General features: G+C 61.6%; 19 protein-coding genes. 8 read left to right on the forward strand and 11 right to left on the reverse strand.

The window, feature by feature from the left end; genetic code table 11:
• Positions 1 to 18: 18 nt before the first annotated feature.
• The 6 genes from VJ651_RS05845 to VJ651_RS05870 form a co-directional block, all read right to left on the reverse strand.
• Positions 19 to 1,371, reverse strand: coding sequence for an ATP-binding protein (locus VJ651_RS05845; protein WP_324106532.1), 1,353 nt, complete (start codon positions 1,369 to 1,371; stop codon positions 19 to 21).
• Positions 1,368 to 2,033: a response regulator gene (locus VJ651_RS05850; protein WP_324106533.1), complete on the reverse strand. Its 666-nt coding sequence runs from the start codon at positions 2,031 to 2,033 to the stop codon at positions 1,368 to 1,370. The genes VJ651_RS05845 and VJ651_RS05850 overlap by 4 nt, the downstream gene beginning before the upstream one ends.
• 151 nt (positions 2,034 to 2,184) lie before the next feature.
• Positions 2,185 to 3,258 (reverse strand): ABC transporter ATP-binding protein, encoded by a 1,074-nt coding sequence (locus VJ651_RS05855; protein ID WP_324106534.1) that lies wholly within the window; start codon positions 3,256 to 3,258, stop codon positions 2,185 to 2,187.
• Positions 3,259 to 3,270: 12 nt separating this feature from the next.
• Positions 3,271 to 5,031, reverse strand: a complete 1,761-nt coding sequence (locus tag VJ651_RS05860; protein WP_324106535.1) for an iron ABC transporter permease — start codon at positions 5,029 to 5,031, stop codon at positions 3,271 to 3,273.
• A gap of 81 nt (positions 5,032 to 5,112) precedes the next feature.
• The gene (locus tag VJ651_RS05865) at positions 5,113 to 6,219 is read right to left on the reverse strand and encodes an ABC transporter substrate-binding protein (protein ID WP_324106536.1); all 1,107 of its coding nucleotides are present in this window, start codon (positions 6,217 to 6,219) and stop codon (positions 5,113 to 5,115) included.
• A gap of 114 nt (positions 6,220 to 6,333) precedes the next feature.
• Positions 6,334 to 7,407 carry an AbrB family transcriptional regulator gene (locus VJ651_RS05870; RefSeq protein WP_324106537.1) on the reverse strand — a complete coding sequence of 358 codons (1,074 nt, stop codon included), beginning with the start codon at positions 7,405 to 7,407 and terminating at the stop codon, positions 6,334 to 6,336.
• Between the two features lie 321 nt (positions 7,408 to 7,728).
• Between VJ651_RS05870 and VJ651_RS05875 the strand changes: the two genes are divergently transcribed.
• The 5 genes from VJ651_RS05875 to VJ651_RS05895 all read left to right on the forward strand — a co-directional run bounded on the left by VJ651_RS05875 (position 7,729) and on the right by VJ651_RS05895 (position 14,981).
• Positions 7,729 to 8,685, forward strand: coding sequence for a CAP domain-containing protein (locus VJ651_RS05875; RefSeq protein WP_324106538.1), 957 nt, complete (start codon positions 7,729 to 7,731; stop codon positions 8,683 to 8,685).
• A gap of 141 nt (positions 8,686 to 8,826) precedes the next feature.
• Entirely contained in the window at positions 8,827 to 13,032 is a 4,206-nt protein-coding gene (locus VJ651_RS05880) for a PAS domain S-box protein (RefSeq protein ID WP_324106539.1), read from the forward strand.
• Between the two features lie 15 nt (positions 13,033 to 13,047).
• Positions 13,048 to 14,181, forward strand: coding sequence for a two-component system response regulator (locus VJ651_RS05885; RefSeq protein ID WP_324106540.1), 1,134 nt, complete (start codon positions 13,048 to 13,050; stop codon positions 14,179 to 14,181).
• 1 nt (position 14,182) lies between these two features.
• Positions 14,183 to 14,557, forward strand: coding sequence for a response regulator (locus tag VJ651_RS05890; RefSeq protein WP_324106541.1), 375 nt, complete (start codon positions 14,183 to 14,185; stop codon positions 14,555 to 14,557).
• Between the two features lie 202 nt (positions 14,558 to 14,759).
• Positions 14,760 to 14,981, forward strand: a complete 222-nt coding sequence (locus VJ651_RS05895) for a hypothetical protein (protein WP_136420106.1) — start codon at positions 14,760 to 14,762, stop codon at positions 14,979 to 14,981.
• Positions 14,982 to 15,177: 196 nt separating this feature from the next.
• On the opposite strand, the gene mnmE is transcribed toward VJ651_RS05895, so the two are convergent.
• The 5 genes from mnmE to rpmH form a co-directional block, all read right to left on the reverse strand.
• Positions 15,178 to 16,548: a tRNA uridine-5-carboxymethylaminomethyl(34) synthesis GTPase MnmE gene (gene mnmE, locus VJ651_RS05900; RefSeq protein WP_324106542.1), complete on the reverse strand. Its 1,371-nt coding sequence runs from the start codon at positions 16,546 to 16,548 to the stop codon at positions 15,178 to 15,180.
• 224 nt (positions 16,549 to 16,772) lie between these two features.
• Complete coding sequence (gene yidC / locus VJ651_RS05905; RefSeq protein ID WP_324106543.1) at positions 16,773 to 18,419, reverse strand: membrane protein insertase YidC; 1,647 nt, start codon at positions 18,417 to 18,419, stop codon at positions 16,773 to 16,775.
• A 26-nt stretch (positions 18,420 to 18,445) separates the two neighbouring features.
• On the reverse strand, positions 18,446 to 18,706 hold the full coding sequence (gene yidD, locus VJ651_RS05910) for a membrane protein insertion efficiency factor YidD (protein WP_324106544.1): 261 nt from the start codon (positions 18,704 to 18,706) through the stop codon (positions 18,446 to 18,448).
• Entirely contained in the window at positions 18,706 to 19,101 is a 396-nt protein-coding gene (gene rnpA / locus VJ651_RS05915) for a ribonuclease P protein component (RefSeq protein WP_324106545.1), read from the reverse strand. The genes yidD and rnpA overlap by 1 nt, the downstream gene beginning before the upstream one ends.
• 28 nt (positions 19,102 to 19,129) lie before the next feature.
• Positions 19,130 to 19,264 carry a 50S ribosomal protein L34 gene (gene rpmH, locus VJ651_RS05920; RefSeq protein WP_040041456.1) on the reverse strand — a complete coding sequence of 45 codons (135 nt, stop codon included), beginning with the start codon at positions 19,262 to 19,264 and terminating at the stop codon, positions 19,130 to 19,132.
• A 503-nt stretch (positions 19,265 to 19,767) separates the two neighbouring features.
• Between rpmH and dnaA the strand changes: the two genes are divergently transcribed.
• The 3 genes from dnaA to gyrB all read left to right on the forward strand — a co-directional run.
• The gene (gene dnaA / locus VJ651_RS05925; protein ID WP_292933139.1) at positions 19,768 to 21,162 is read left to right on the forward strand and encodes a chromosomal replication initiator protein DnaA; all 1,395 of its coding nucleotides are present in this window, start codon (positions 19,768 to 19,770) and stop codon (positions 21,160 to 21,162) included.
• A 294-nt stretch (positions 21,163 to 21,456) separates the two neighbouring features.
• The gene (gene dnaN, locus VJ651_RS05930; protein ID WP_324106546.1) at positions 21,457 to 22,560 is read left to right on the forward strand and encodes a DNA polymerase III subunit beta; all 1,104 of its coding nucleotides are present in this window, start codon (positions 21,457 to 21,459) and stop codon (positions 22,558 to 22,560) included.
• Positions 22,561 to 22,821: 261 nt separating this feature from the next.
• Positions 22,822 to 25,244: DNA topoisomerase (ATP-hydrolyzing) subunit B (gene gyrB, locus VJ651_RS05935; RefSeq protein WP_324106547.1), on the forward strand; the 2,423-nt coding region annotated here is incomplete at its 3' end.

Below are 25,244 nucleotides of genomic sequence, written 5' to 3' on the forward strand. Positions count from 1 at the left end.
CACCTTGACATTGACATTTCAAACAGGAAAACGCGCCGTCACGCCCAGGCCTTTTCCATCGAGGCCGTCGCCGATACTGATCCGTCCGCCGTGTCTTCTGGCAATCCTGTCAACGATCGACAGACCCAGCCCGCTGCCGGCCACACCGCTGCCCGCCACCCGGAAAAAGCGATCGGTCAGACGCGCGCGCTCGGGCACTGCCACACCCGGTCCGTCATCCTGCACGCGCAACACCAACTGCCCCGCTTCGCGCCAGACCTTCAGGACCGCATGTCCGCCGTCGCGACCATACTTGATCGCGTTGTCGAGCAGGTTATCGACCAGCACCGAGAGCGCAACCGGATCGCCCTGCATGCTGCAGGCGTCCTGCGCGTCGACCTCCAGCTCGATGCCCTTGTCTTCGGCCGCATCCGCATAACGCGCCGCGCTGTCCGCCGCGAGCCGGCCGAGATCGACCGCTTGCAGTTGCGCCGCGTCGACATGGTCGAGCCGCGCCAGCAGCAGCAGCTGTTGCGCGAGATATGTGGTGCGTTGGACACCGGCGATGACTTGCTGGATCGCGTGCCGCCGTTGATCTTCGTCCCCGGCGGCCAGTGCGACTTCGGCCTGCACCTTGATCGCTGCCAGCGGCGTTCTCAATTCATGGGCAGCATCGGCGGTGAATGAGCGCTCCCTGTCGATGGATTCCGACAACCTTTCGAGCAATTTGTTCAATGAATCGACCAGCGGCTGCACCTCGGTCGGCACGCTGGCGAGATCGAGCGGCTGAAGATTGTCGGCGCTGCGTGAACCAATTGCGCGCGAAATGGTCGTCAGCGGAATCAGGCCGCGGCGGATGCTGAGCCAGATCAGCAGCGCGAGCAAGGGCAGTGCGATCAGCAACATCTGCGCCATGCGCAAGGCCAGCTTGTTGACCAGATAGGTGCGGGCGCCGTGCGTCTCGAACACCCGCACCTGGTAGCCGCGCTTCGGGTCGGGCAAGGCAAAGGTGCGCCATTCGCTGCCGCCCACGCTCACCCATCCGTGCCCGACATGCGGGTCGTAGGCGGCGTCGGGCGCACCGGGCGCGTGCAGCAGCAATTCGCCCTCGCCGCTCCACACCTGGAAGTCGACATACTTCGGATGCTTGTCGTCATGATCGCCGTCCTCATGCTTGCCATTGTGTTCCCGGTCCCGGCCGACCAGCGCATGCAGCCGCTTCAGATCGAGCAGGAGCAGCGTGCGCGCGCTCTGCTCCATGCGCGCGTCGGCCTGTTCGCCGACTTCCTCGCGCAATTCGACATAGCCGTACGCAAGCATGGCGGTCCACACCAGCACCAGGCTGCCGAGCAGCAGTCCGAGCAGGCGGCGCCGTATCGAGAATGGCTTCACGGCGTCTCCTTCCGGATCAGGTAGCCGACGCCACGGATGGTCTTGATCAGCTCATTGCCGAGCTTCTTGCGCAGGTTGTGGACGTGGACCTCCACCGCATTGCTTTCCACTTCCTCGTTCCAGCCGTACAGGCTTTCTTCCAGGCGCGCGCGCGACAGGGCGGTGCCGCGATGTTCCAGCAAATCGGTGAGCACCGCGCATTCGCGCGCGGACAACTGGATCTGTTCGCTGCCGCGCGTGACGCACATGGTATCCGGCGACAGTTCCATGTCGCCGTAGCGGATCACCGCGGCACTGCGTCCGTGCGCGCGGCGCAGCAAGGCGCGTACGCGTGCCACGAGTTCGCTCAGGTCGAAGGGTTTCACCAGGTAATCGTCGGCTCCCGCGTCCAGGCCGGCAACGCGGTCGCGCACCGTGTCGCGCGCCGTCAGCAGCAGCACCGGCAGATCGTTGCCGCGTCTGCGCAGCTGCTGCAGGACGTCCAGGCCGGACACGCGCGGCAAGCCGATGTCGAGCACGACCAGCTCATACTCGGTAGTGTCGAGCGCAAGCTGCGCCGCATGGCCGTCCCTGGCCCAGTCGACGGTGAAGCCCGCCTGTTTCAGTCCGCTCTCGATGCCGTCACCGAGCAGTGGATCGTCTTCAACCAGCAGCAGACGCATGCCCTTCTCCCTTGTCCAATCGTGATTCCTTTATCGCAGCTCCAGCTTAAGGCTCTCTTAAGCTTGCTCGCAAGGAGCGCTGGAAGTCCACCGGCCAGATCAAACAAATGCAATGGCGCGGAAGAAGGGGCAGGCTCGTTTCAGGAAGCTGTCAAAAGACCCACAACTTGTCCTCCGGCAGTTGCAGCCAGTATTCGCCCGCTTCCAGCTTCTGCGAGGTATAGGCGCGCAGCTTGATTTCGTTGGTGCCGCCGCGATGAAACAGGCATTCCCAGCGGTCGCCGAGATACATGCAGGTTAGCAGCGGCAGCCGGATCGCGTTGTCGACCTGCGTCGCCGCTACGAGCACCTGCTCGACCCGGATCACGGTCGTGCTTTCGGGGCCGGTATTGGTGCCGCGCGCCGTGCCGTGCAGCGTGGCGCCGTCCAACCGCAGGCTCACGCGTGCGCCGTCCCGTTGCAGCACCTGTCCCGGCAGGCGATTGTTGCTGCCCATGAATTCGGCGGCGAACAAGGTGTCGGGTGTTTCATACATGCTCTGCGGAATACCTTGCTGCTCGATCTTGCCGTTGTTGAGCAACAGAATGCGGTCGGCGATCGCCATTGCTTCGCTCTGGTCATGCGTCACCATCAATGCCGACAGCCCGAGGCGCACGATCAGCTCGCGCAGGAAGGCGCGCGCCTCTTCGCGCAGTTTCGCATCGAGGTTGGACAAGGGCTCGTCCAGCAGGATGACCGGCGGGTTGTACACCAGCGCGCGTGCAATCGCGACACGCTGCTGCTGCCCGCCGGACAACTGGTGCGGATAACGTTGCGCCAGCTGGCCGAGGCCGAGCTGCGGCAGGACCTTGTCCAGGCGCGCGGCGATCTCGCTGCCGCGCATCTTGCGCAGCTTGAGACCGTAGGCGACGTTGTCGTACACGGTCTTGTGCGGCCACAGTGCATAGGATTGAAATACCAGCCCCAGGTTGCGCTCCTCGGCCGGCGTGTCCAGTCGGCGTTCGTGATCGAACACGGCACGCTCGCCGATGTAAATCTTGCCGGACTTCGGGCTTTCCAGGCCCGCCACCGCGCGCAGCAGCGTCGTCTTGCCGCTGCCGGAAGGGCCGAGCAACGCGACCACTTCGCCGCGCTGCAATTCCATCGAAACGCCCTTCAGGATTGCGTTGGCCGCGGCACCGCTTCCGTAATCGAGATACAGATTATCGACCGAGAGTTCTTTCATGGTTCCTTACCTTTAATCGTGCAGTTTCACGCCGAAGCGCAAGGCGATGCCCAGGCCGATGGCGACCAGGATGATGTTGATGAAGGACAGCGCCGCGACCAGGTCGACCGCGCCGGAGCCCCACATCGAGACCAGCATTGCGCCGATCACTTCGGTGCCGGGCGACAGCAGGTACACGCCGGTGGAATATTCGCGCTCGAAAATCAGGAACACCATCAGCCAGGCGCCGAGCATGCCGTAACGCACCAGCGGCAGCGTGATGTCGCGCGTGACCTGTCCGCGCCGGGCGCCGACGGCGCGCGCCGCTTCTTCCAATTCCGGTCCGACCTGCAGCAGCGCGGACGAGATCAGGCGCAAGCCGTAGGCCAGCCACACCACCGAGTAGGCCAGCCAGACCGAGAAGATGGTCGAGCGCAGCTCGCGCAATTGCGGAATCAGATTCTCCGACAGCCATTGCGCGACGCTGTTGTCCATGCCCTTCAGCATGCCGTCGAGCGTGGACGGCACGAACAGGAAGACCCACAGAAACGCCAGGCCGGCGAGCAGGCCGGGAACGGCACGCGGAATCAGCACGCTGTAATCGAGAAAGCGGGTGATGCCGTCCGGCTTGCGGTGCATCGCGAGTGCAATCGCCGAATAGCACACGACGGCCAGTCCGCCGCCGACCACGCCGATCAGCACCGTGTTGAGGATGGCGCGCAGCAGCGAAGGCTGGTCCAGAATGTCCGTGAAGTGCTGTATGGTCAGCACGTCGAGCAGATTCACGCCTTCACCCCAGTAGGCGACGAAGGCGCGCAGCGCAATGCCCGACAGGGGCACGACGATGGTCAGCAGCAGCCAGACGGCGATCAGCCCGAATGCGATCCATTTCCATTGCCCCAGCGGCAGCGGCTTCTGGCGCGCGCCCTTGCCCTTGATCGAGACATACTTGTTGGCCGTCTTGAGCAGCCAGCGCTGGCACAGGACCAGCGGCACGGTGACGGCGACCAGGCAGACCGCGACGGCCGCCATCAGGTGATAGGACGGCGTGCCGAGCTTGTTGGTCAGCTTGTACAGATAGGTCGCCACCACAAGATGTCCTTCCGGATCACCCAGCACCAGCACCAGTCCGAACACTTCGAAGCCGAGGAACAGCACCAGCACCCCGGCGTAGGCGAGCGCCGGCATGATCATCGGCAGCGACACGTTCAAGGCCACTTGCAGCGGCGACGCGCCCGCGACGCGCGCCGCTTCCTCGACGTCGGAACCCAGGCTCTTCAATGCCGCCGATGCATACAGGTACACGTGCGGCACGTGGGTCAGGCCGGCGATGACGACGATGCTGGAGAACGCATAGATGTTCCAGGGCTGCACGCCGGTCCATTGCTTGATCCACGTGGTGTAAAAGCCGACCGGCCCCATCGACACCACGTAACCGAAGGCCATCACCATCGGCGACACGAAGACCGGCACCAGCAGCATGGGTCCGAGCCAGACCCGGCCCGGCAAATCGGTGCGCACCATCAGGAAGGCCAGCATCGCGCCCAGCGGCAAGGCGATTGCCGTCATGCCCACCGACAGGATGGCACCGTTGGTGAAGGCCTGGCTGAAATCGGGATCGTCGAAGATGAAGCGGTAGGCATCGAGGCTGATGACCTTGTTCGGCACGAAGAACGGCGCCGACAAAAAGCTCTGGTAAAAGATCAGCAGGAGCGGCAGGAAAATCGCGATCGCCGTCAGCGTGACGACCGCGCCGCGCGGCCAGTTCAGGCGCGAGAGGGACAGGGTTTGCATGGTTGGCGTCACCGGGGGAAATGTTGCAGCGAATGCTTGCCGGCGCCCGCACGAGGGCGGCGGGCGCCTTGCGCGGCAAGCTTATTTCTTCGCCATCGTCTCTTTCCACTTCTTCAGGAAAGCGAGCCGCTTGGTCTGATCCAGGTATTGCAGCAGCGATGTATTGACCGGCACCGGCTTCAGGCCATTGCCGATTTCCTTGCTCAACTCGGCTGAAGTGGCTTCACCCGTGACGTCGCTGCGGATCGCAAACAGTTTCGCCTCGTTGGCAACCACGTTCTGGCCGCGCTTGGACAGCAGGTAGTCGACCCACAGCTTGGCTGCGTTCGGATTCTTCGCGGTCTTGTTGATGAACTGCACGCGCGACAGCACCAGCGTGTAATCCTTCGGAATCACGACGCCGATGTTCGGGTCCTTCTTCGCGCGCACCAGCGCATACGAGCCGATGATGTTGTAGCCGATCAGGTTCTCGCCCGAGGAGATGCGTTCCAGCATGGTGCCGGTCGACGACTGCACCCGCAGGCCGGTCGCGCCGAAGGCCTTCACCAGGTCCCAGAACGCGTTTTCATTCACATGCGAATCCTGTGTCACGAACATGAAGCCGACACCCGACTTCTCGATGTCGTAGGTCGTGACCTTGTCCTTGTACTTGTCGGTCTTGGTGGTCAGCAGCTTGGCGAAATCGGTATGCGTGGCCGGCACTTCATTGGCCGGCACCAGCCGCTTGTTGTAGACGAAGACGGCAGGCTCGAAGGTGGTGCCGTAGGCGGTGTCGTTCATCACGGCCCAGTTCGGGATGGCCGCCAGTTCCGGCGACTTGTACTGCATGGCGTAGCCGTCCGCCACCAGCTTGATCTGCAAGTCCATCGACGAGGACCACAGCACGTCGGCAGTGTTGCCGCCGGCCGCCGCTTCCGAAATGAAGCGGTTGTACACCTCGGTCGAGTTCATGTCGTTGTATTCGACCTTGATGCCGGGATACAGGGCATTGAAGTCCTTCACCAGCGACTCGGCGGCCTTGGTGTCAGTCGTCGAATAGACCACCAGCTTGCCTTCCTTCTTGGCGCCGTCGACGATCTTCGCGTAGTCGGCCGGATAGCCCGCGGGCACCTGCGCCGCGGCGGAAAGCGAGAGCGCGGCGCATGTCGCGGCGAGCGTGAGGGCAATGATGTTCTTCTTCAAAACCATGGTATCTACCTCCTTGTGAGAAATGGCGAGCTTGTCCAGGATCTGGAAATCTCGTGTTCAACAAACGCTATCCGCATGCCAGGAAATCATCAACGCAAGAATACGCCTTTCCTGTCATGAACGCCGATTCGTTTTCACTCGCTGCGCGAGGCGATACAGCGGCCCGATCGTCAGCACCAGCGCCGCCATGCGCGTGACATGGAAGGCGGTCACGATGGGCACGCCCAGCTGCAGCGTCTTGGCGGTCAGGCTCATTTCCGCGATGCCGCCCGGCGAGGTCGCCAGCACTGCCGTGGCCGGATGCATGCCGCTGACGGCTGCCAGGCCGAAGGCAAAACTTGCCGCGATCGCCATCGCCAGCAGGCCGCAGATGGCCACGCTGGCGAGATAGCGCGGTGCGGTGTGCAGGAATTCCGGCGTGAAGCGCGTGCCGAGCGAAATACCGATGAAGAGCTGGCCGAAATGTACTACCCACTCCGGCAGCGCCGACAGATTCAGGCTGGAGGAGGTGAGCGCAATCGTCACCAGCAGCGGACCGATCACCCAGGCGTTCGGCAATTTCCTGCGCTTGAGCAGCAGCGCGCAGGCCGCTGTCAGCAGCACCAGCAGCATCAATCCGCCGTAGTTCACCACGCGAGCGCCGGGTACATAAATATCTTCGCCTTGAACGCCGGAGAACTTGAACAGGAACGGAATGATGCCGACCACCATCATGATGCGCAGGCTGTGCGCGGCCGCGACCCGGTCGACCATGGCGCCATGCCGTTCACCCTGCGTCGCCATCTCCGATGCGCCGCCGACGGCCATGGCGAAGAAGGCGGTGGTGCGGTCGGTGCCGGATAATTTGTGCAGTATCCAGCCACATACAAGTCCGAGCAGCAGCGCGAACAGCACGCCGGCGAGGATGAACCCGCTGTACGACACCAGCACGCGCAGCACCGGCGGCGTGAAGTACAGGCCGAGTGCCGTGCCGATCGCCCACTGGCCGGCTTCGCGCACCTGTACCGGGCAGCGCAGCTCGGCGCCGGCCATGCGCGCGGCCGCCGTGCTGAACAGGGGACCGATCATCCAGGGGAGCGGCGTGTTGATCCACTGGCAAAGCATGGCTGAGATGAATCCGATGAGCAGGGTAAGCAGCAAGGCCTGAGAGGCAGAGCGGGGCGGCAATGGCATAAGGAGGGTGTTCATCGCTTCAGCGGGAAGCATCTGGTGCATCGCATTATTGTAGTCTTGTAAATATTGTCCTGCGCGGCGCCGCATCGGGCGGCCGGCATGCGCATGCATCCCTGCCTGCGTCTCCTTCAACAAGGATACGCGAGGCAAGCTGTCAAAATGCTTTCACTTTTCGGAAAGCGTGAATCTTGCGCGTGAACGCAATGTCAAATGTTTGTTTTCGATCAACCGGTTTTTTGCGGCAACTTTGCAACCGAAGGTAAAAGTCGGTATCAAATGAAGCTTTTGCCGCTACGTTTGCGCATGCCACTTTCATCCCCAATCGAAGGAAAAAGAATGGGACCGTCTCCACGCTCTGTTCTGCCCACATTCCTGCCAATGCTGGCGCTGCTGCTTCTTGCCGCCTGTGGCGGGGGCGGCAATGGCGGGTCCGGTACCACCACCTCCAGTCCTGCCCAGGCGGTCGCTTCGCTCGACCCCGGCGCGCCGAAGGCGACCGGCATTACCGCGACCGACGGCTTCAACTGGATGAACTTCCGGCGCCAGCAAGCGGGGGTGGCCGCAGTGACGCGCAACAGCAGGCTCGACCTCGCGGCGCAGGGCCATTCCGACTACCAGCGTCTCAATGACGTCATCACGCACGAGCAGACCGTTGGTAAGCCCGGGTTTACCGGCAGGACGACCGGCGACCGGCTGCTGGCGGCGGGCTACGCGATCCCGTCCGGCGGCTATGCCTACGGCGAGGTCATTTCCGCCACATCCGACCGTTCCGGTTTCAATGCGGCGGAAGATCTGATCGCGGCCATCTACCACCGCTTCGTCATTCTCGAGCCGATATTCAAGGAAGGCGGTTCCGGCGCCGCCACGGTGTCCGGCGGACTGACCTATTTCACCACCGACTTTGCCGCGATCGGCCTGGACACGCCGGCGCAAGACCTGGGCAAGGTGTTCGTCTACCCCTATCCCGGCCAGCAGCGCGTCCCGCACAATTTCTTCAGCGACAATGAAGTTCCCGATCCGGTACCGAACAGGAATGAAGTCGGCTACCCGGTCAGCGTCCACGCCTTCCTCGGCACCACCTTGACCGTGCAAAACTTCACCATCCAGCCGCATGGCGAAGGCGCGATGCCGGTACAGTTGCTCAAGCATGACAGCGACCCGCAAACCCCGGAATCGGCGGTCGCCATCATTCCGCTCAGTGCGCTCAAGTCGGGCACGGTCTACGACGTGCAGTTTGCCGGCAGCGTCAACGGGGTGGGACTCACGCGTTCGTGGTCGTTTACGACACAATAATCGCTGCCTGACGTGCCAGTCCGGCACGAATCTGCTATCTTGCACTTGTTGCCGACAGGAAAGCGAGCTGCGGGGCTACCCCTTTTCGCTTTCCGACGGCATCGCTGAGGGGGCGGCAAGACATCACAAGCGGGCGGCACGATGACAAATACAACAACATCACCGGCGCGCGACGACTATGAACTACTGAGCGCGGCATTCGATGCGACCGGGACGGGCATCTGTTTTCTCGACGAAGACGGCCGCTTCCTGCGTGTCAATCATGCCTTCTGCGCCATGCTCGGCTATGGCGAGGACGAGATCCTCGGCCATTCCTGGATCAAGGCGGCGCCGCCGGAAGTCGCCGCCTATGGCGAGCGTTTCCTGGCAGGCTTGTTCAAGGAATCACCCAAGCTTTCGGACGAATGGCGCATCCGCCGCAAGGACGGATCGCTGCTGACCGCGCTGGTCAGCTTCAAATGCCTGACGCTCCACAGCGGTGCGCATCGCGTGGTGGTCACCTTCACCGACATCGATCAGCGCAAGGCCGCGCAGGAAACCGCGCTGCGCCGCTCCAAGGATCTGTACCGCGACGTCGTCGAAAACGTCAGCGAGGGCATCGTGGTGGCGCAGGAAGGCCGGGTGGTCTATGGCAATCCGCGCACCATCGAGCTGTCCGGCTACACGCTTGACGAATTGTCACGCCTTCCCTTCGCCGCGCTGGTCCATCCGGACGATTTGTCGCAAGTGGTCAATGGTTACGACAACCGCATGGCAGGCACACCGACCAGCGCGCGCTATTCGCAGTTCCGCCTGCTGCGCAAGGATGGCCAGACGGTGTGGATCGAGTCGAGCGGCGTGCGCATCGACTGGGAGGGACAGCCCGCCATTCTCGCTTTCCTGTCCGACCAGAGCGAACGCCGCCGCCAGCAGGAAGCGCTCATCGTCTCCGAGGAGCATCACCGGCAAGTGGTCGACAATGCGACCGAAGGCATCCTGGTGCTGCAGGACGGCGTGACCGCTTTCGCCAATGCGCGCATCGCGGAACTGGTCGGCGCGTCGCGCGAGGAACTGATCGGCCAGCCATTCGCCGACGGCATTCATCCCGAGGACCGCCCCAGGATCGCCGAGCGCTACGCACGTCGCATGCGCGGCGAGGAAGTCGAGCAGAACGCGGTATTCCGCATGCGAAACCGGCGTACCGGCGAGGACACCTGGATGCAGGTCGCGGTCGTCACCATCACTTGGGAAGGCCGGCCGGCCGCGCTGACCTTCATCACCGACATCACCGAGCGCAAGGCGCTGGAAGACCGGCTCAAGCAGACGCTGGACGAGCGCGAGACCATTCTCGAAAACTCCATCGTCGGCATGATCTTCCTCAATCCCGCCGGCCGCGTGAACTGGGCCAACAGCGCGATGTTCGAGATCTTCCGCGTCGAGCGCGGCGATCCCTTCGGCATGTCGCTTGAACCCTTCTATCCGTCGCGCGAGGAATACCTGAAGACCGGCGCCGCCGTGGCCGAGGCGGTCAGCAAGGGTGCGGCGTTCGAGACCGAATTGCAGATGCGGCGCGCCGACGGCAGCCTGTTCTGGGCCTACCTGTCGGGACGCGCCGTCAATCCCAAGGACCTCTCGCGCGGCACGGTTTGGGTGGCGATGGACATCACCAAGCGCCGCCAGCTCGAAGAAGACTTGAACAAGTCCGAAGAGCATTACCGCCAGGTGGTCAACAACGTCACCGAATGCATTCTCGTTGTGCAGGACGGCCACATCGTGTTCGGCAATCCGCGCCTGTTCCAGCTCACCGGCTATGAGCGGGAAGAACTGTTTGCGCTGCCCTTCGTCTCCGCCATCCATCCCGACGACCGGCCGCTGGTGATCGATCACCACATGCGCCGCCTGCGCGGCGAGCAGGTCGAGCAGTACTACCAGTTCCGCGTCGTCAACAACCAGACCGGCGCGATCGCCTGGGTGCAGTTGTCCGCGGTGATGATCGAATGGGAAGGCAAGCCCGCGACGCTGTCCTTCATGACCGACATCACCGAGCGCAAGGCGCTGGAAGACAGCCTCAAGCAAAGCATGGCCGAGCGCATCCGCCTGGAGCGCCTGCGCATCCAGGCCGAACTGAAGGAAGCCGAACTGGCGCGCCGCCACGCCGAGGAAACCACGCGCGCCAAGTCGATGTTCCTGGCCAACATGAGCCATGAGATCCGCACGCCGATGAACGCCATCATCGGCATGACGCATCTGGCGCTGCGCACCGAACTCGATCCCAAGCAGCGCGACTATGTGGAGAAGATCCGCAGCGCCGGCATTTCGCTGCTCGGCATCATCAACGACATTCTCGACTTCTCTAAGATCGAAGCCGGCAAGCTCGACATGGAGCGCGTCAGTTTCAACCTGGACGATGTGCTCAACAACGTTGCCACCGTGACCGGCGCCAAGGCCCACGAGAAGCGGCTCGAATATGTGTTCCAGTTTCCGCTCGACGTGCCGCGCGGACTGGTGGGCGACCCGCTGCGCCTGGGGCAGATCCTGATCAACCTGATCAACAACGCCATCAAGTTCACCGAACGCGGCGAGGTATTCGTCTCCTGCCGCCGGCTCGATGCCAGCGCCGACAAGATCCAGTTGCAATTCCTGGTACGCGACACCGGCATCGGCATGTCGCAGGAGCAGATCGCCAAGCTGTTCCGCGCCTTCAGCCAGGCCGACGAATCGACCACCCGCAAGTATGGCGGCACCGGCCTCGGCCTGTCGATCGCCAAGCGGCTGGTGGAACTGATGGGCGGCACCATCTGGCTGGAGAGCGAAGCAGGCGTCGGCACCACCGCCCGCTTCACCGCCTGGTTCGGCCTGGCCGAATCGCTGGAACGGCGTCGCGCGGTACCCGCCGTCATCGACGGCATGCGCGTGCTGGTGGTCGACGACAATCCCGTCGCGCGCCAGGTGCTCGCCGACAGCCTGGCGATATTGCCGGTGCAGATCGAGCTGGCCGCCAGCGCCGGCCAGGCGCTCGACATGATCCATGCGGCCGACGGCACGCAACCCTACAGCGTGGTGTTTGCCGACCTGTACATGCCCGGCATGGACGGCATCGACCTGATCGGCGCGGTGAAAGGCGACGACACGCTGACCGCGCCGCCGCGCATGGTGCTGCTCAGCTCGCACGGCCGCGAGGAAGCGCGCTACCGCATCGAACACGCGCAGGCCGACAGCTTCCTGGTCAAGCCGGTCAATGTGTCGACGCTGGTCGATACCCTGGTCGAACTGTTCGCGCCGCAAGCGCGCAGCGAGATGTCCGGCGCCAACGAACACGCGCCGCGCTTCCGCGATCTCAACATCCTGCTGGTCGAGGACAATGAAATCAACCAGCAGATCGCCGCCGAACTGATGAATGCGGTCGGCATCCGGATCGACATCGCCGCCAACGGCCGCATCGCACTGGAAAAACTCGATGCCGCCGGGCCCGACTACTACGGCCTGGTGTTCATGGACGTGCAGATGCCGGAGATGGACGGCCATGAAGCCACGCGCTGCATTCGCGGCGACCCGCGTTTCGATGTATTGCCGATCATCGCGATGACCGCCCATGCGATGGTGGAAGAGCGCGAGCGCTGCTTCGCCTCGGGCATGAACGATCATCTCGCCAAGCCGATCAGTCCGGCCGAGCTGTACCGGGCGATCGCGCGCTGGTGTCCGCAGCATGTCGCGCACGAGGAACTCGTTGCGCTGGATGACAGCCGGCCTGACGACGAGTCCGAGCTCGTGATCGAGGGTATCGACGTCAGGGACGGTCTCTCGCGCACGCTCGGCAATCGCCCCTTCTATCTGCAGATGCTGGCGCGCTTCCGCGAAGACCAGAGCGATACCGCCGAACGAATCCGCCAGGCGCTGGATCACGACCGCACGCTGGCGGAACGGCTCGCACATACGTTGAAGGGCGTGGCCGCCTTGCTCGGCGCGACCACCGTGCGCCAGCAGTGCGGCAAACTGGAAGCGGAGATTCACCGCGGCGCCGGCATCGAGGCGCTGCGGCCCTCGCTGGACGAGCTCGACCACACCATGCGCGCCCTGCTGCTGGAAATCGACAAGGTGCTGCCCTCTCCGAGCGCGGCGCCGGATGCCGGCAATTTCGCAGTCGACCGGGATGAGGTGCAGGCCATGATCTCGCGCTTCGCGCAGCTGCTGAAGGAATCGGATGCCGAGGCAAGCGACCTGCTGGCCCGCTCCTCGCACCTGATGGCGGCGGCGCTGGATGAGGGCAGCTGGCGGCGCATCGAGCGGGCCACCCGCCACTACGACTTTGACGCTGCGCTGGCGGCCTTGCAGGCGGGCGTGCAGCAAACCGGATACACAATCGATTAGCAGAGGAGCGTCAAGATGGGTATTCCGTTCGACAGCTTGCGCAAGCAAACCATCCTGATCGTGGACGACACGCCGGACAATATCTCGCTGCTGTCGGCGCTGCTGAAGGACAAGTACAAGCTGAAGATCGCCACCAACGGCCTCAAGGCACTGCAGATCGCCGCCGCTCCTCCCTACCCCGACCTGATCCTGCTCGACGTGATGATGCCGGAGCTGGACGGTTATGAAACCTGCCGCCGCCTGAAGGCCGCGCCGGAAACCGCCGATATCCCGGTCATGTTCCTCACCGCCAAGACCCAGCAGGAAGACGAGGAAATGGGCCTGAGCCTGGGCGCGGTCGACTACATTCCCAAGCCGATCAGCCCGCCCATCGTGCTGGCGCGCGTCGCGACGCAGCTCAGCCTGAAGAAGGCGCGCCAGTTCCTCAAGGACCAGAACACCCATCTCGAACACCTGGTCGCCGAGCGCACGCGCCAGGTCATGCAGATGCAGGAAGCCACCATTCTCGCGATGGCCTCGCTGGCGGAGACGCGCGACAACGAGACCGGCAATCACATCCGCCGCACGCAGGCCTATGTCGCCGCGCTGGCGCGCAAGCTGCGCGACCATCCGCGTTTTTCAGCCGTGCTGACCGAGGAAAACATCGACCTGCTGTTCAAGTCGGCGCCGCTGCACGATATCGGCAAGGTCGGCGTGCCCGACCGCATCCTGCTCAAGCCGGGCAAGCTCGATCCGGATGAATTCGAGACGATGAAGCTGCATGCCGTGTACGGACGCGACGCCATCATCGCCGTGGAAAAGCATCTCGGCGGCAGCAACGGCTTTCTCGCCTTCGCGCGCGACATCGCCTATTCGCATCACGAGAAGTGGGACGGCAGCGGCTACCCGCAGGGCCTGAAGGGCGACGCGATTCCGGTGGCCGCGCGCCTGATGGCCTTGGCCGATGTCTACGACGCGCTGATTTCGCGCCGCGTGTACAAGCCGCCCTTCAGTCACGAGGAATCGGTGGCCATCATCCGCAAGGGGCGCGCCAGCCATTTCGACCCGGATGTGTTCGACGCCTTCATCGAGATCGAACACCAGTTCCTTGAAATCGCGCGCCAGTACAGCGACGACCATGTCGAATTCGCGCAGCAATCGGTCGCATGACATGAAGCCATCCCAGGTGTCGGTCCTTGTCATTGACGACAACGACGTCAGCCGCGCGATGCTGCGCCACATCCTGATGGAACATAAATACGATGTGGTCGGCGTTGCGGGCAGCGGACAGTTCGGGCTGGAGCTGGCGGCAAAACTCAGACCGAAACTGATTTGCCTCGATATCGCGATGCCGGACTGCAGCGGCCTCGACGTGCTCAAGCGCATCCGCGAACAATTGCCCGACACCGAGGTGCTGATGGTGACTGGCAACAGCGACCGCGCATCGGTCATGGAAGCGGTACAACATGGTGCCGCCGGCTACATCGTCAAACCCTTCAATCCGACCACGCTGCTGCGTACCATCGAACAGGTCGAATTCACATAGCGGCCTTCAGCGCTATTTCACTTACTCACATTTCCTGTGGCTAATTCTGTGGATAAGCCGGGACAAGCATGCCTACCTCCATGATCCGCAAGGAAATTTTCGGTCTGATCAAAATCAAGGCATGCCTTGCGCCGGAAAGCGCGCGCGGCCTGAACATCTCCTGCCTTGCACAGTCCTATGCTCATGCGAGAAGGAGGCAGTGATGACAGTCATCAAATACACCAAGGCGGATTGGATAGCGCAGGCCGATATTCAGGAACAGGACGACGGCAAGTTCCGCGGGGTCGTGATGCTCAGCCGTGAGCGCGGCGCCGGCAGCGACGACACGCAGCATACCGTCGAAGCCGTCTCCGACAGTCCGGAGCAGGCGCTGGAGCAGGCCAAGGCGCTCGCGCATCGCCTGCTCGCCGGGGTCGAAGCCTGACGCCGGTTCGCGATATCAGATGAGCACCGGCTTCATCATCGGCACGCGAACGTTCTCGTGTCGATGATGAGTCCGATGACTTGCCCACATTTTGCGTGGATATTTCTGTGGATAACGTAGAATAAGCTTCTCTATGTGCATGATCTTTAAGGAAATTCTTCCTTTGACTAAAATCAATGCACTCGCTGCGCGGAATTCATTTCCCGATGCAGAAGCGGCTGAAGATCGCGCCCAGCAAATCATCCGACGTGAATTCGCCGGTGATGCTGTTCAGACGCTCCTGCGCGATGCGTAATTCCTCCGCGAAAAGATCGAGCGCCTGGCTGTCTTTCGATGCATGTTCGGCGGCAAGATCGAGATGCTCGCGCGCCGCCTTCAGCGCCAGCAGATGACGCTCGCGCGCGAGAAAGCGTGACTCGCCGGTCTGCTGCCAGCCGGCCACGCGCAGCAGTTCGGTGCGCAGCAGATCGATGCCGCGCCGCTCCGTCGCCGACAGATAGATGTGCGTTGCGTCCGGCATGCGATCGACCGTCGGCTTGTGGCCGGACAAGTCGATCTTGTTCCACACGCGCAGCACCGGCACCTCGGGCGGAAAGCGCGCGATGATGTCCTCGTCGCCGCGCGTCGGTCCGCGGCTCGCGTCCAGCAGATGCACGATCACGTCGGCCTTGCGCACTTCATTCCAGGTGCGCTCGATGCCGATGCGTTCCACTTCATCGCCGGAATCGCGGATGCCGGCCGTATCGATGATGTGCAGCGGGATGCCTTCCATCTGTATCGTTTCGGTCACCTTGTCGCGCGTGGTGCCCGCGATCGGCGTCACGATCGCGACGTCGGAGCCGGCCAGCGCATTCAGCAGGGACGACTTGCCCACATTCGGCTGACCCGCCAGCACCACGTTCAAGCCTTCGCGCAGCAGGGCGCCTTGCGCTGCCTGCTCGAACACCTCGTTGAGCTTGGCGCGGATGCGTTCCAATTGGCCGCGCGCATCCGATTTTTCGAGGAAATCGATTTCTTCTTCCGGAAAGTCGAGCGTGGCTTCCACCAGCATGCGCAGGTGGATCACCTTGTCGACCAGTTCATGAATCGTCTTGGAAAATGCGCCGGTCAGCGAGGCCGATGCCGACCTGGCCGCCGCTTCGGTGGTGGCCTCGATCAGGTCGGCCACCGCCTCCGCCTGCGCCAGATCCAGCTTGTCGTTCATGAAAGCGCGCTGCGTGAATTCGCCCGGCTGCGCCACGCGCAGGCCGATCTCCTGGCCGGCTTGCAGGCAGCGCGCCAGCAGCATCTGCATCACCACCGGCCCGCCATGACCCTGCAATTCGAGCACGTCTTCGCCGGTATAGGAATGCGGCGCCTTGAAGTAGATCGCGATGCCCTGGTCGATGGTGCTGCCGTCTTCATTCTTGAACGGCAGGTAGGTCGCATAACGCGGCTGCAAATCGGTGGTGCCGCAGACCGCCTGCAGCACCGGGCCAATGTTTTTGCCGGACACGCGCACCACGCCGATGCCGCCGCGTCCGGGCGCGGTGGCGATGGCAGCAATCGGATAAGAATCGTAGTTCATGAAAATGATTGTAGGGTTGGAGATGTCGTCAGGCAACAGAAAAGCGGTGCCCACGGAAAACACGGAAATTATGAAGCACCCTCAATGGCATCGCCCCGTTGTCAGAGGTTTGAATTGGCAAAGGTCTTTCCGGTGAGGTTTTTTCCGTGTCTTCCGTATTTTCCGTGGACAAAAAACAAAAAGCCCGCGCATCGCACGGGCTTCCCGTCTGCAGAAACCAGCTGTTATGCCGGCTTGCCGCTTTCGATCTTCTTCGTGATCACCCACTGTTGTGCGATCGACAGGACGTTGTTCACGACCCAGTACAGCACGAGGCCGGCCGGGAAGAAGAAGAACATCACCGAAAACACGATCGGCATGAACATCATGACCTTGGCCTGCACCGGATCCGGCGGCGTCGGGTTCAGCTTGGTCTGGATGAACATCGAGACAGCCATCACGACCGGCAGGATGTAGAACGGATCGGGCGAGGCGAGGTCGTGGATCCAGCCCAGCCACGGCGCATTGCGCATTTCCACCGATGCCAGCAGCACCCAGTACAGCGCGATGAACACCGGGATCTGCACCACGATCGGCAGGCAGCCGCCGAGCGGGTTGATTTTCTCGGTGCGGTACAGCTCCATCATGGCCTGGTTCATCTTGGCCGGATCGCTCTTGTAACGCTCGCGGATGTTCTGCATCTTCGGCGTGACCGTCTTCATCTTCGCCATGCTGCGATAGCTCGCCGCCGACAGCGGGAAGAAGGCCAGCTTGATCATGATGGTCAGCACGATGATGGTCCAGCCCCAGTTGCCCAGCACCTTGTGAATTTGGGTCATGAGCCAGAAGATCGGCTTGGCGACGATGGTCAGCCAGCCATAGTCTTTCACCAGTTCCAGGCCGGGCGCCAGTTTTTCCAGCGTGGTCGATACCTGCGGGCCGGAATACAGCGGCGTCTGCAGCGTGGCGCTCGCGCCCGGTGCGATGGTGCCCAGGGGCAGGATGGTGCCGACCGCGTACAGATTGGTGTCAACCTTCTTCGTGTAGATCTCGCGCGGCTGCTTTTGCGGCGGCAGGAAGGCCGATACGAAATAGTGCTGCACCAGCGCGATCCAGCCGTCGTCGGCCTTGGTCGCGTGCTTGGCCTTGCCCTTTTCGATATCCTCGAAGGTCATCTTCTGGAATTTATCCGCGTCGGTGTAGACGGCAGGACCGGTGAAGGTACTGTAGAACTTCGACGTGCCTTCCGGCTTGTTGCCGTCGCGGACCAGTTGCACGTACAGCGACGGATTGATCGGCGCGCCGCTGTTATTGATCACCTCATGCTTGATGCCGATCTCGTAGTCGCCGCGCTTGAAGGTGAAGGTCTTCACCAGCTTGACGCCGTTCTGCTCGGATTCCAGCACCAGCTGCAGTTCGTTGCTGCCGTCGAGCGCGCGCGGGCCCGGCCTGGCGACGAAGAGCGACTTGTGGTTCGGATAGGGCCCGCCGATCAGCCCGGTCTGACCGAGGTAGGTGTGATTGGGATCGGACTCGAACAGGACCATGTGCTTGGTCGGGTCGACCGGATCCTTGTGCTGCAACAGTTCCAGGCGCTTGATCTCGCCGCCCAGGGTGTCGATATCGGCCTTGAACACGTCGGTGGTGACGGTGACGGTTTCGCTCTTCACTTGCGCGGCGCCGCTCGGCACCACGGCAGGTGCCGCGGCAGTGCTGCTTGCCTGCGGCACATCAGCCTTGTTGGCCGGCGCGCTGCCGGCAGCCGGCTTGGCCGTTTGCGTCGCGGTCGGGAAGAACATCGACTGCTTCCCGTTGTAGCGCATCCAGTTGTCCCACAACAGCAATAGAGACAACGAGAAGACAACCCACAGGACGGTACGTTGGATATCCATAAGCGTTTTATTCAGTAATCAGGAATTCAGTGGTGATGGCAGGCGCAGGCGTCTGCCGCCGGTTTGTCGCTGGTTTTCTTCGGTACCGGATCCAGCCCGCCCGGATGCCACGGATGACACTTGCACAGGCGCCTTGCCGCCAGCAGGCTGCCTCTTGCCGCACCATGTTCGCGCACGGCTTCCAGGGCGTAGTTCGAGCAGCTTGGATAAAAACGGCAGTTTCGGCCGAGAAAAGGGCTGATGCCCAGCTGGTACGCGCGCAATAGTAGCAGCAAAAGCGTTTTCATCAGCGGGCCTCCGTCGAAGTGGGTGCGGCGCGTTGTGAACCCAGCAGCGCCGCCAGCTCGCCACGCAACATGGACTTGAGCTTGGTGGTCGTTGCAGGCTCGGCCTTGGAATTCACGGGTTTAGACAGGCGGACGATGCAATCGATCGCCGGCAGGGCGGATTGGCGGAACAATTCACGCGCGATGCGCTTGATCGTATTGCGTGTGACCGCGCGCGGCGCAAAGCGTTTGGCGGCAACGATGCCCAGCCGGGCTTGATTCAATTGGTTGCTGCGCGCATAGAGTACGAAATGCGCGGTGCGATAGACGGGCCGCAAACGAAAAACGGATGAAAACTCATCCGTTTTAACGATTCGCCGATCGCGTGCGTAGTCTTGGGAACGAGCGTCGCCCACGCCAGCAGCGTGCGGTGCAGTGCTTGGCTTAGACAGCCAGGCGCTTGCGGCCTTTGGCGCGGCGTGCATTGAGCACAGCGCGGCCACCGCGGGTTGCCATGCGGACGCGGAAGCCATGGGTGCGCTTGCGGCGGACGACGGAAGGTTGGTAAGTACGTTTCATTATTGGTCTCGCTAGTCAGCAAAAATGGGTGGGATCATCACGCAGCCCATTCTTGTCTTGTGCTATATGTACAAAACACACAAGACGCAACAGGCAGTGAACCCGCAATTAAACCTCAATTTCCACTTTTCTGTCAATCACTTAGGCAGTGGCAAAGCGGCAAGAACCGCACCACCCGGGTCTTCGGCATCCGAAAACGGCGCTCCGGCCGGACGCAGCGGAGTGCTTCATTTCGCTTGGTAATAAGCAAAACCAGGCTCCTCGGCATGCCCATATTATCCACAATTGCAAGGACTTTTTTATGTCGGAAAAATGACGCAGCCTGTGGATAACTCCCCATGCCGGGTATAGAATAGCCCTCCCGCGTGGACCGCCCGACCTTGCCGTACGTCCCTGCACTCATCTGAATAGTCCGATAAATCCCGGGCTGCGCAGATTGCCGCCAGGCCAGACGCAAGGCAGTTGGCCATTTTCCGCGCCCCCTCCGACATTAGAAAAAATTCATGGAAAATTTTTGGCAGACGTGCTCCACACTGCTGGAGCAGGAGCTTACGCCTCAACAATTTAGTGCATGGATTAAACCATTGACACCACTCGATTTTGAAGACGGCCGCCTGCGTATCGCCGCGCCGAACCGCTTCAAGCTCGATTGGGTGAAAACCCAGTTCGCCAACCGCATCACCACGCTCGCCTCCCAGTATTGGGAAGCGCCGGTCGAGGTGCTGTTCGTGCTCGACCCTCGTCTCAATGTCGCCAGGAAGCCGGCGCCGGTTCCTGCCGCGGCCGCCATGGCGATGGCGGGTGGTCCGGACATGATGGATCTTCCCGATCCGATCGAGCGCGTCGACATTGCCATCGAGGAAACAAAAAAGCGCGATCAGAGCAAGATCAACGACGCGCTCACTTTCGACAGTTTCGTGACCGGCAAGGCCAACCAATTGGCTCGCGCTGCCGCGATCCAGGTCGCCAACAATCCCGGCGTTTCCTATAACCCGCTGTTCCTGTACGGCGGCGTGGGGCTCGGCAAGACGCACCTGATCCACGCCATCGGCAACCAGTTGCTGGTCGATAATCCGAATGTCCGTATTCGCTACATCCACGCAGAACAGTATGTTCGCGACGTAGTGACCGCTTACCAACGTAAGGGTTTCGACGACTTCAAGCGCTATTACCATTCGCTCGATATGTTGCTGATCGACGATATTCAGTTCTTTGCCGGCAAGAGCCGCACGCAGGAAGAATTCTTCTATGCGTTCGAGGCTTTGATTGCCGCAAAGAAACAAATCATCATCACCAGCGACACCTATCCGAAGGAAATCACCGGCATGGACGATCGCCTGATTTCCCGTTTCGACTCCGGCCTGACGGTCGCGGTCGAACCGCCGGAACTGGAAATGCGGGTTGCGATTCTGCTGAAAAAAGCGGCACAGGAAGGCGCGGTACTGTCCGACGACGTGGCATTTTTTGTTGCCAAGCATTTACGATCGAACGTTCGTGAACTTGAAGGTGCGCTGCGCAAGATCCTGGCGTATTCTCGCTTCCACGGCAAAGATATTACGATCGATGTTGTCAAGGAAGCATTGAAAGATCTGCTTTCGGTCCAAAATAGACAGATATCGGTGGAGAACATCCAGAAGACGGTTGCCGACTTTTTCAATATCAAGGTTGCCGACATGTACTCGAAAAAGCGCCCGGCCAATATTGCCCGTCCGCGCCAGATCGCGATGTATCTCGCCAAGGAATTGACGCAGAAAAGTCTGCCGGAAATCGGCGAATTGTTCGGCGGACGTGATCACACCACGGTCTTGCATGCGGTACGCAAGATCGCCACCGATCGCTCCAAGAACCCGGAAGTGAATCACGAATTGCATGTGCTGGAGCAGACACTCAAGGGTTAAGCACGGCTGCTCATGCGCTTGTGGATAACCCGACAAGACCGCATGCCTAATAAGAAGGCATTTCCGCAGGGAAACCAATCCTTTCGCCTGCAAGGCGAAAGGAGCTGATCTCCGGACAAAAGGCTTGTCAAGAAGGCAAAAACCCCACACTTTGATTTCTTGGAAGCCCCCCTTTTCTGTCAAAATAGAGGTTGTTCCGCGTTTGTTTTCCTGGTCAGTGTCGGTTCTTTCCAGACCTGCCGTTTCGCCTGAACTCAAGCACTGTCTCAACCTAATTACTACAAGGACAAAAGCATGCAATTGGTCAAAACCCAACGAGACACGCTTCTCCGACCGCTGCAGATCGTGAGTGGTATTGTCGAGCGTCGGCACACGTTGCCGATTCTGGCCAATATCCTCATTCGCAAGGACGGCGAAAAAGTGTCTTTCCTGTCCACCGACATTGAAGTGCAGATCACCACGCACGCCGATGTCGGCAGCGGCGGCGAAGTGGCTGCCACCACGGTGGCGGCGCGCAAGCTGCTCGACATCCTGCGCGCGTTGCCCGACGGCGAGGTGTCCCTGTCGCTCGCCAACAAGCGCATGACGGTCCAGTCCGGCAAATCGCGCTTCGGCTTGCAGACCCTGGCCGCCGAGGAATTTCCGACCGTCGCGCAGGCCGAGCAATTCAATGCGAAGGTCACACTGCCGCAAAAGACGCTGAAGCACCTGTTCAACATGGTCCACTTCGCGATGGCGCAACAGGACATCCGCTACTACCTGAACGGCATGCTGCTGGTGGTCGACGGCAAGAACGTGATCGCCGTCGCGACCGACGGCCACCGCCTCGCGTTCTGCCAGGTCGAGACCGATCAGAATTTCCAGCGCCAGGAAGTCATCATTCCGCGCAAGACCATCCTGGAACTGCAGCGCCTGCTGGAAGACCTGGACAACCCGGTCGACCTCGAGATCGCGACCAACCAGGTGAAGCTGAGCTTCGCGGACATCGAACTGATTTCCAAGCTGGTCGAAGGCAAGTTCCCCGATTTCACGCGCGTGATCCCGAAGGGCTACAAGAACAACTTCACGATCGACCGCCAGACCCTGCTGCACTCGCTGCAGCGTGCGGCCATCATGACCAGCGACAAATTCAAAGGCGTGCGCTGCATCATCAGCCCGGGCAGTCTGAAGATCAGCTCGACCAACGCCGATCAGGAAGAAGCGGTGGAAGAACTCGAAATCGATTACGGTGGCGACAGCATCGATATCGGTTTTAATGTCACCTACCTGCTGGATGTGCTGAACAACCTCAAGGGCGACAATATCAACATCGCCCTTGGCGACGCCAATTCATCGGCGCTGATCACCGTACCGGAAAACGCAGACTTCAAGTATGTCGTGATGCCGATGCGTATTTGATTTGTTTGATAACGCAATTCGCAAGGGGGCCGCTGTGAATATGGCGAGCCCCTTTGCTGCATTTTTGGAAGTTTGAAAATTCTTGGCTGATGGTTCCCTCCCCCTTGCAGGGAGAGGGTTAGCGTGGGGGTAGTGAGGTCGAAACATCGCAAGCGATTGCGCAATCACTCTACCCCCATCCCAACCTTCCCCCTGCAAGGGGGAAGGAGCTCCCAGCCAAACCGTTCTTTTAGACGTAACTCGATTCATCAGAAGGCAGCCATGTCCGCGATTCCTCAAGAAAACACCCCGCAACCGCAAGCCAGCCAGTATGGCGCGTCCTCGATCCAGATCCTCGAAGGTCTGGAAGCCGTCCGCAAGCGCCCTGGCATGTACATCGGCGACACCTCTGACGGCACGGGCTTGCACCACCTGGTATTCGAAGTGCTCGACAACTCGATCGACGAATCGCTCGCCGGCCACTGCACCGAGATCCACGTCACGATCCACTCGGACAACTCGATCTCGATCACCGATAACGGCCGCGGCATCCCGACCGGCATCAAGTGGGACGACAAGCACGACCCCAAGCGCAGCGCCGCGGAAATCGTCATGACCGAACTGCACGCCGGCGGCAAGTTCGACCAGAACTCGTACAAGGTCTCGGGCGGCCTGCACGGCGTGGGCGTATCCTGCGTCAACGCGCTGTCCAAGCTGCTGCGTCTGACCATTCGGCGCGACGGCAAGGTGCACACCATGGAATTCGCCAAGGGCATCGTGCAGAACCGCGAGCTGGAAACCGTGGATGGCATTCCCACCTCGCCGATCAAGGTTATCGGCGAAACCGACAAGCGCGGCACCGAAGTGCATTTCTGGGCCGATGAAGAGATCTTCAGCCACATCGAGTTCCACTACGACATCCTCGCCAAGCGCATCCGCGAACTCTCCTTCCTCAACAACGGCGTGCACATCAAGCTCACCGACCAGCGCACCGGCAAGGAAGAGGATTTCGCGTTCGAAGGCGGCACGCGCGGTTTCGTCGAATACATCAACAAGAGCAAGTCCGTGCTGCACCCGACCATCTTCCAGGCGACCGGCGAGAAACTCTCCGACCAGGGCACGATGATCACGGTGGACGTCTCCATGCAATGGAACGACGCCTACAACGAACAGGTACTCTGCTTCACCAACAACATCCCGCAGCGCGACGGCGGCACCCACCTCACCGGCCTGCGCGCCGCGATGACGCGCGTGATCAACAAGTACATCGAAGAAAACGATTTCGCGAAGAAGGCGAAAGTCGAAGTGGCCGGCGACGATATGCGCGAAGGCCTGACCTGCGTGTTGTCGGTCAAGGTGCCCGAGCCGAAGTTCAGCTCGCAGACCAAGGACAAGCTCGTCTCCTCCGAAGTGCGCGGCCCGGTCGAGGAAATCGTTGCCAAGACGCTGACCGACTTCCTGATGGAAAAGCCGAACGACGCCAAGATTATCTGCGGCAAGATCGTCGAAGCCGCGCGCGCGCGCGAAGCCGCCCGCAAGGCGCGCGAACTCACGCGCCGCAAGGGCGTGATGGACGGGCTCGGCTTGTCCGCCAAGCTGGCCGACTGCCAGGAAAAAGACCCGGCGCTGTGCGAACTGTACATCGTCGAGGGTGACTCCGCAGGCGGCTCCGCCAAGCAGGGCCGCGACCGCAAGTTCCAGGCGATCCTGCCCTTGCGCGGCAAGGTGCTCAACGTCGAGAAGGCCCGCTTCGAGAAGATGCTGTCCTCGGAACAGATCACCACCCTGATCGCCACGCTCGGCACCTCGATCGGCCCGGACGAATTCAACATCGACAAGCTGCGCTACCACCGTCTCATCATCATGACCGATGCCGACGTCGACGGCGCGCACATCCGCACCCTGCTCCTGACGCTGCTGTATCGCCAGATGCCGGCGCTGGTCGAACGCGGCCACGTCTACATCGCGCAGCCGCCGCTGTACAAGGTCAAGCACGGCAAGGACGAGCGCTATCTGAAGGACGATGTCGAAGAAGCGCAGTACATGATGCAGATCGCACTGCACGACGCCGCCCTCATCCCGACCGAAGGCGCGCAGCCGATCGTCGGCGAAGCGCTGTCCGAACTGGTCCGCCAGTACAACACCGCCAACGCCATCATCATGCGCCTGTCGCGCGCGGTCGACGAAGCCGCGCTGTCGGCCATCATGACCGGCGTCACGCTCAAGCTCGACGATGCCGCCAGCGCGGAAGCCTCCGCACAGGCGCTGACCGCAGCCATCAACGACCCGAGCGTCGCCGTCGTCGTCAAATCCGACGAACTGTCCGACAAGCACATGCTGCGCATCGAGCGCCGCCACTTCGGCAACATGAAGATCAGCACCATCGACGCCGACTTCGTGCACGGCCCGGATTACGTCGTGCTGTCAGCCGCCGCCGCCACCTTCAAGGGCCTGATCGGCCCGGGCGCGATGGTTCGCCGCGGTCAGGGCGACAAGGCCAAGGAAATCGCCATCAAGGACTTCCACGAAGCGATGGACTGGCTGCGCGACGAAGCCGAGCGCGGCGTGTCCAAGCAGCGCTACAAAGGTCTGGGTGAAATGAATCCCGAGCAGTTGTGGGAAACCACGATGGACCCGACGGTGCGCCGTCTGCTGAAGGTGCAGATCGAGGACGCGATTGCGGCGGATCAGATTTTCACGACGCT

Origin of the sequence: Noviherbaspirillum sp. (genome assembly GCF_035254865.1) — a bacterium.
In the GTDB taxonomy this organism is placed as follows: Bacteria; Pseudomonadota; Gammaproteobacteria; order Burkholderiales; family Burkholderiaceae_D; genus Noviherbaspirillum.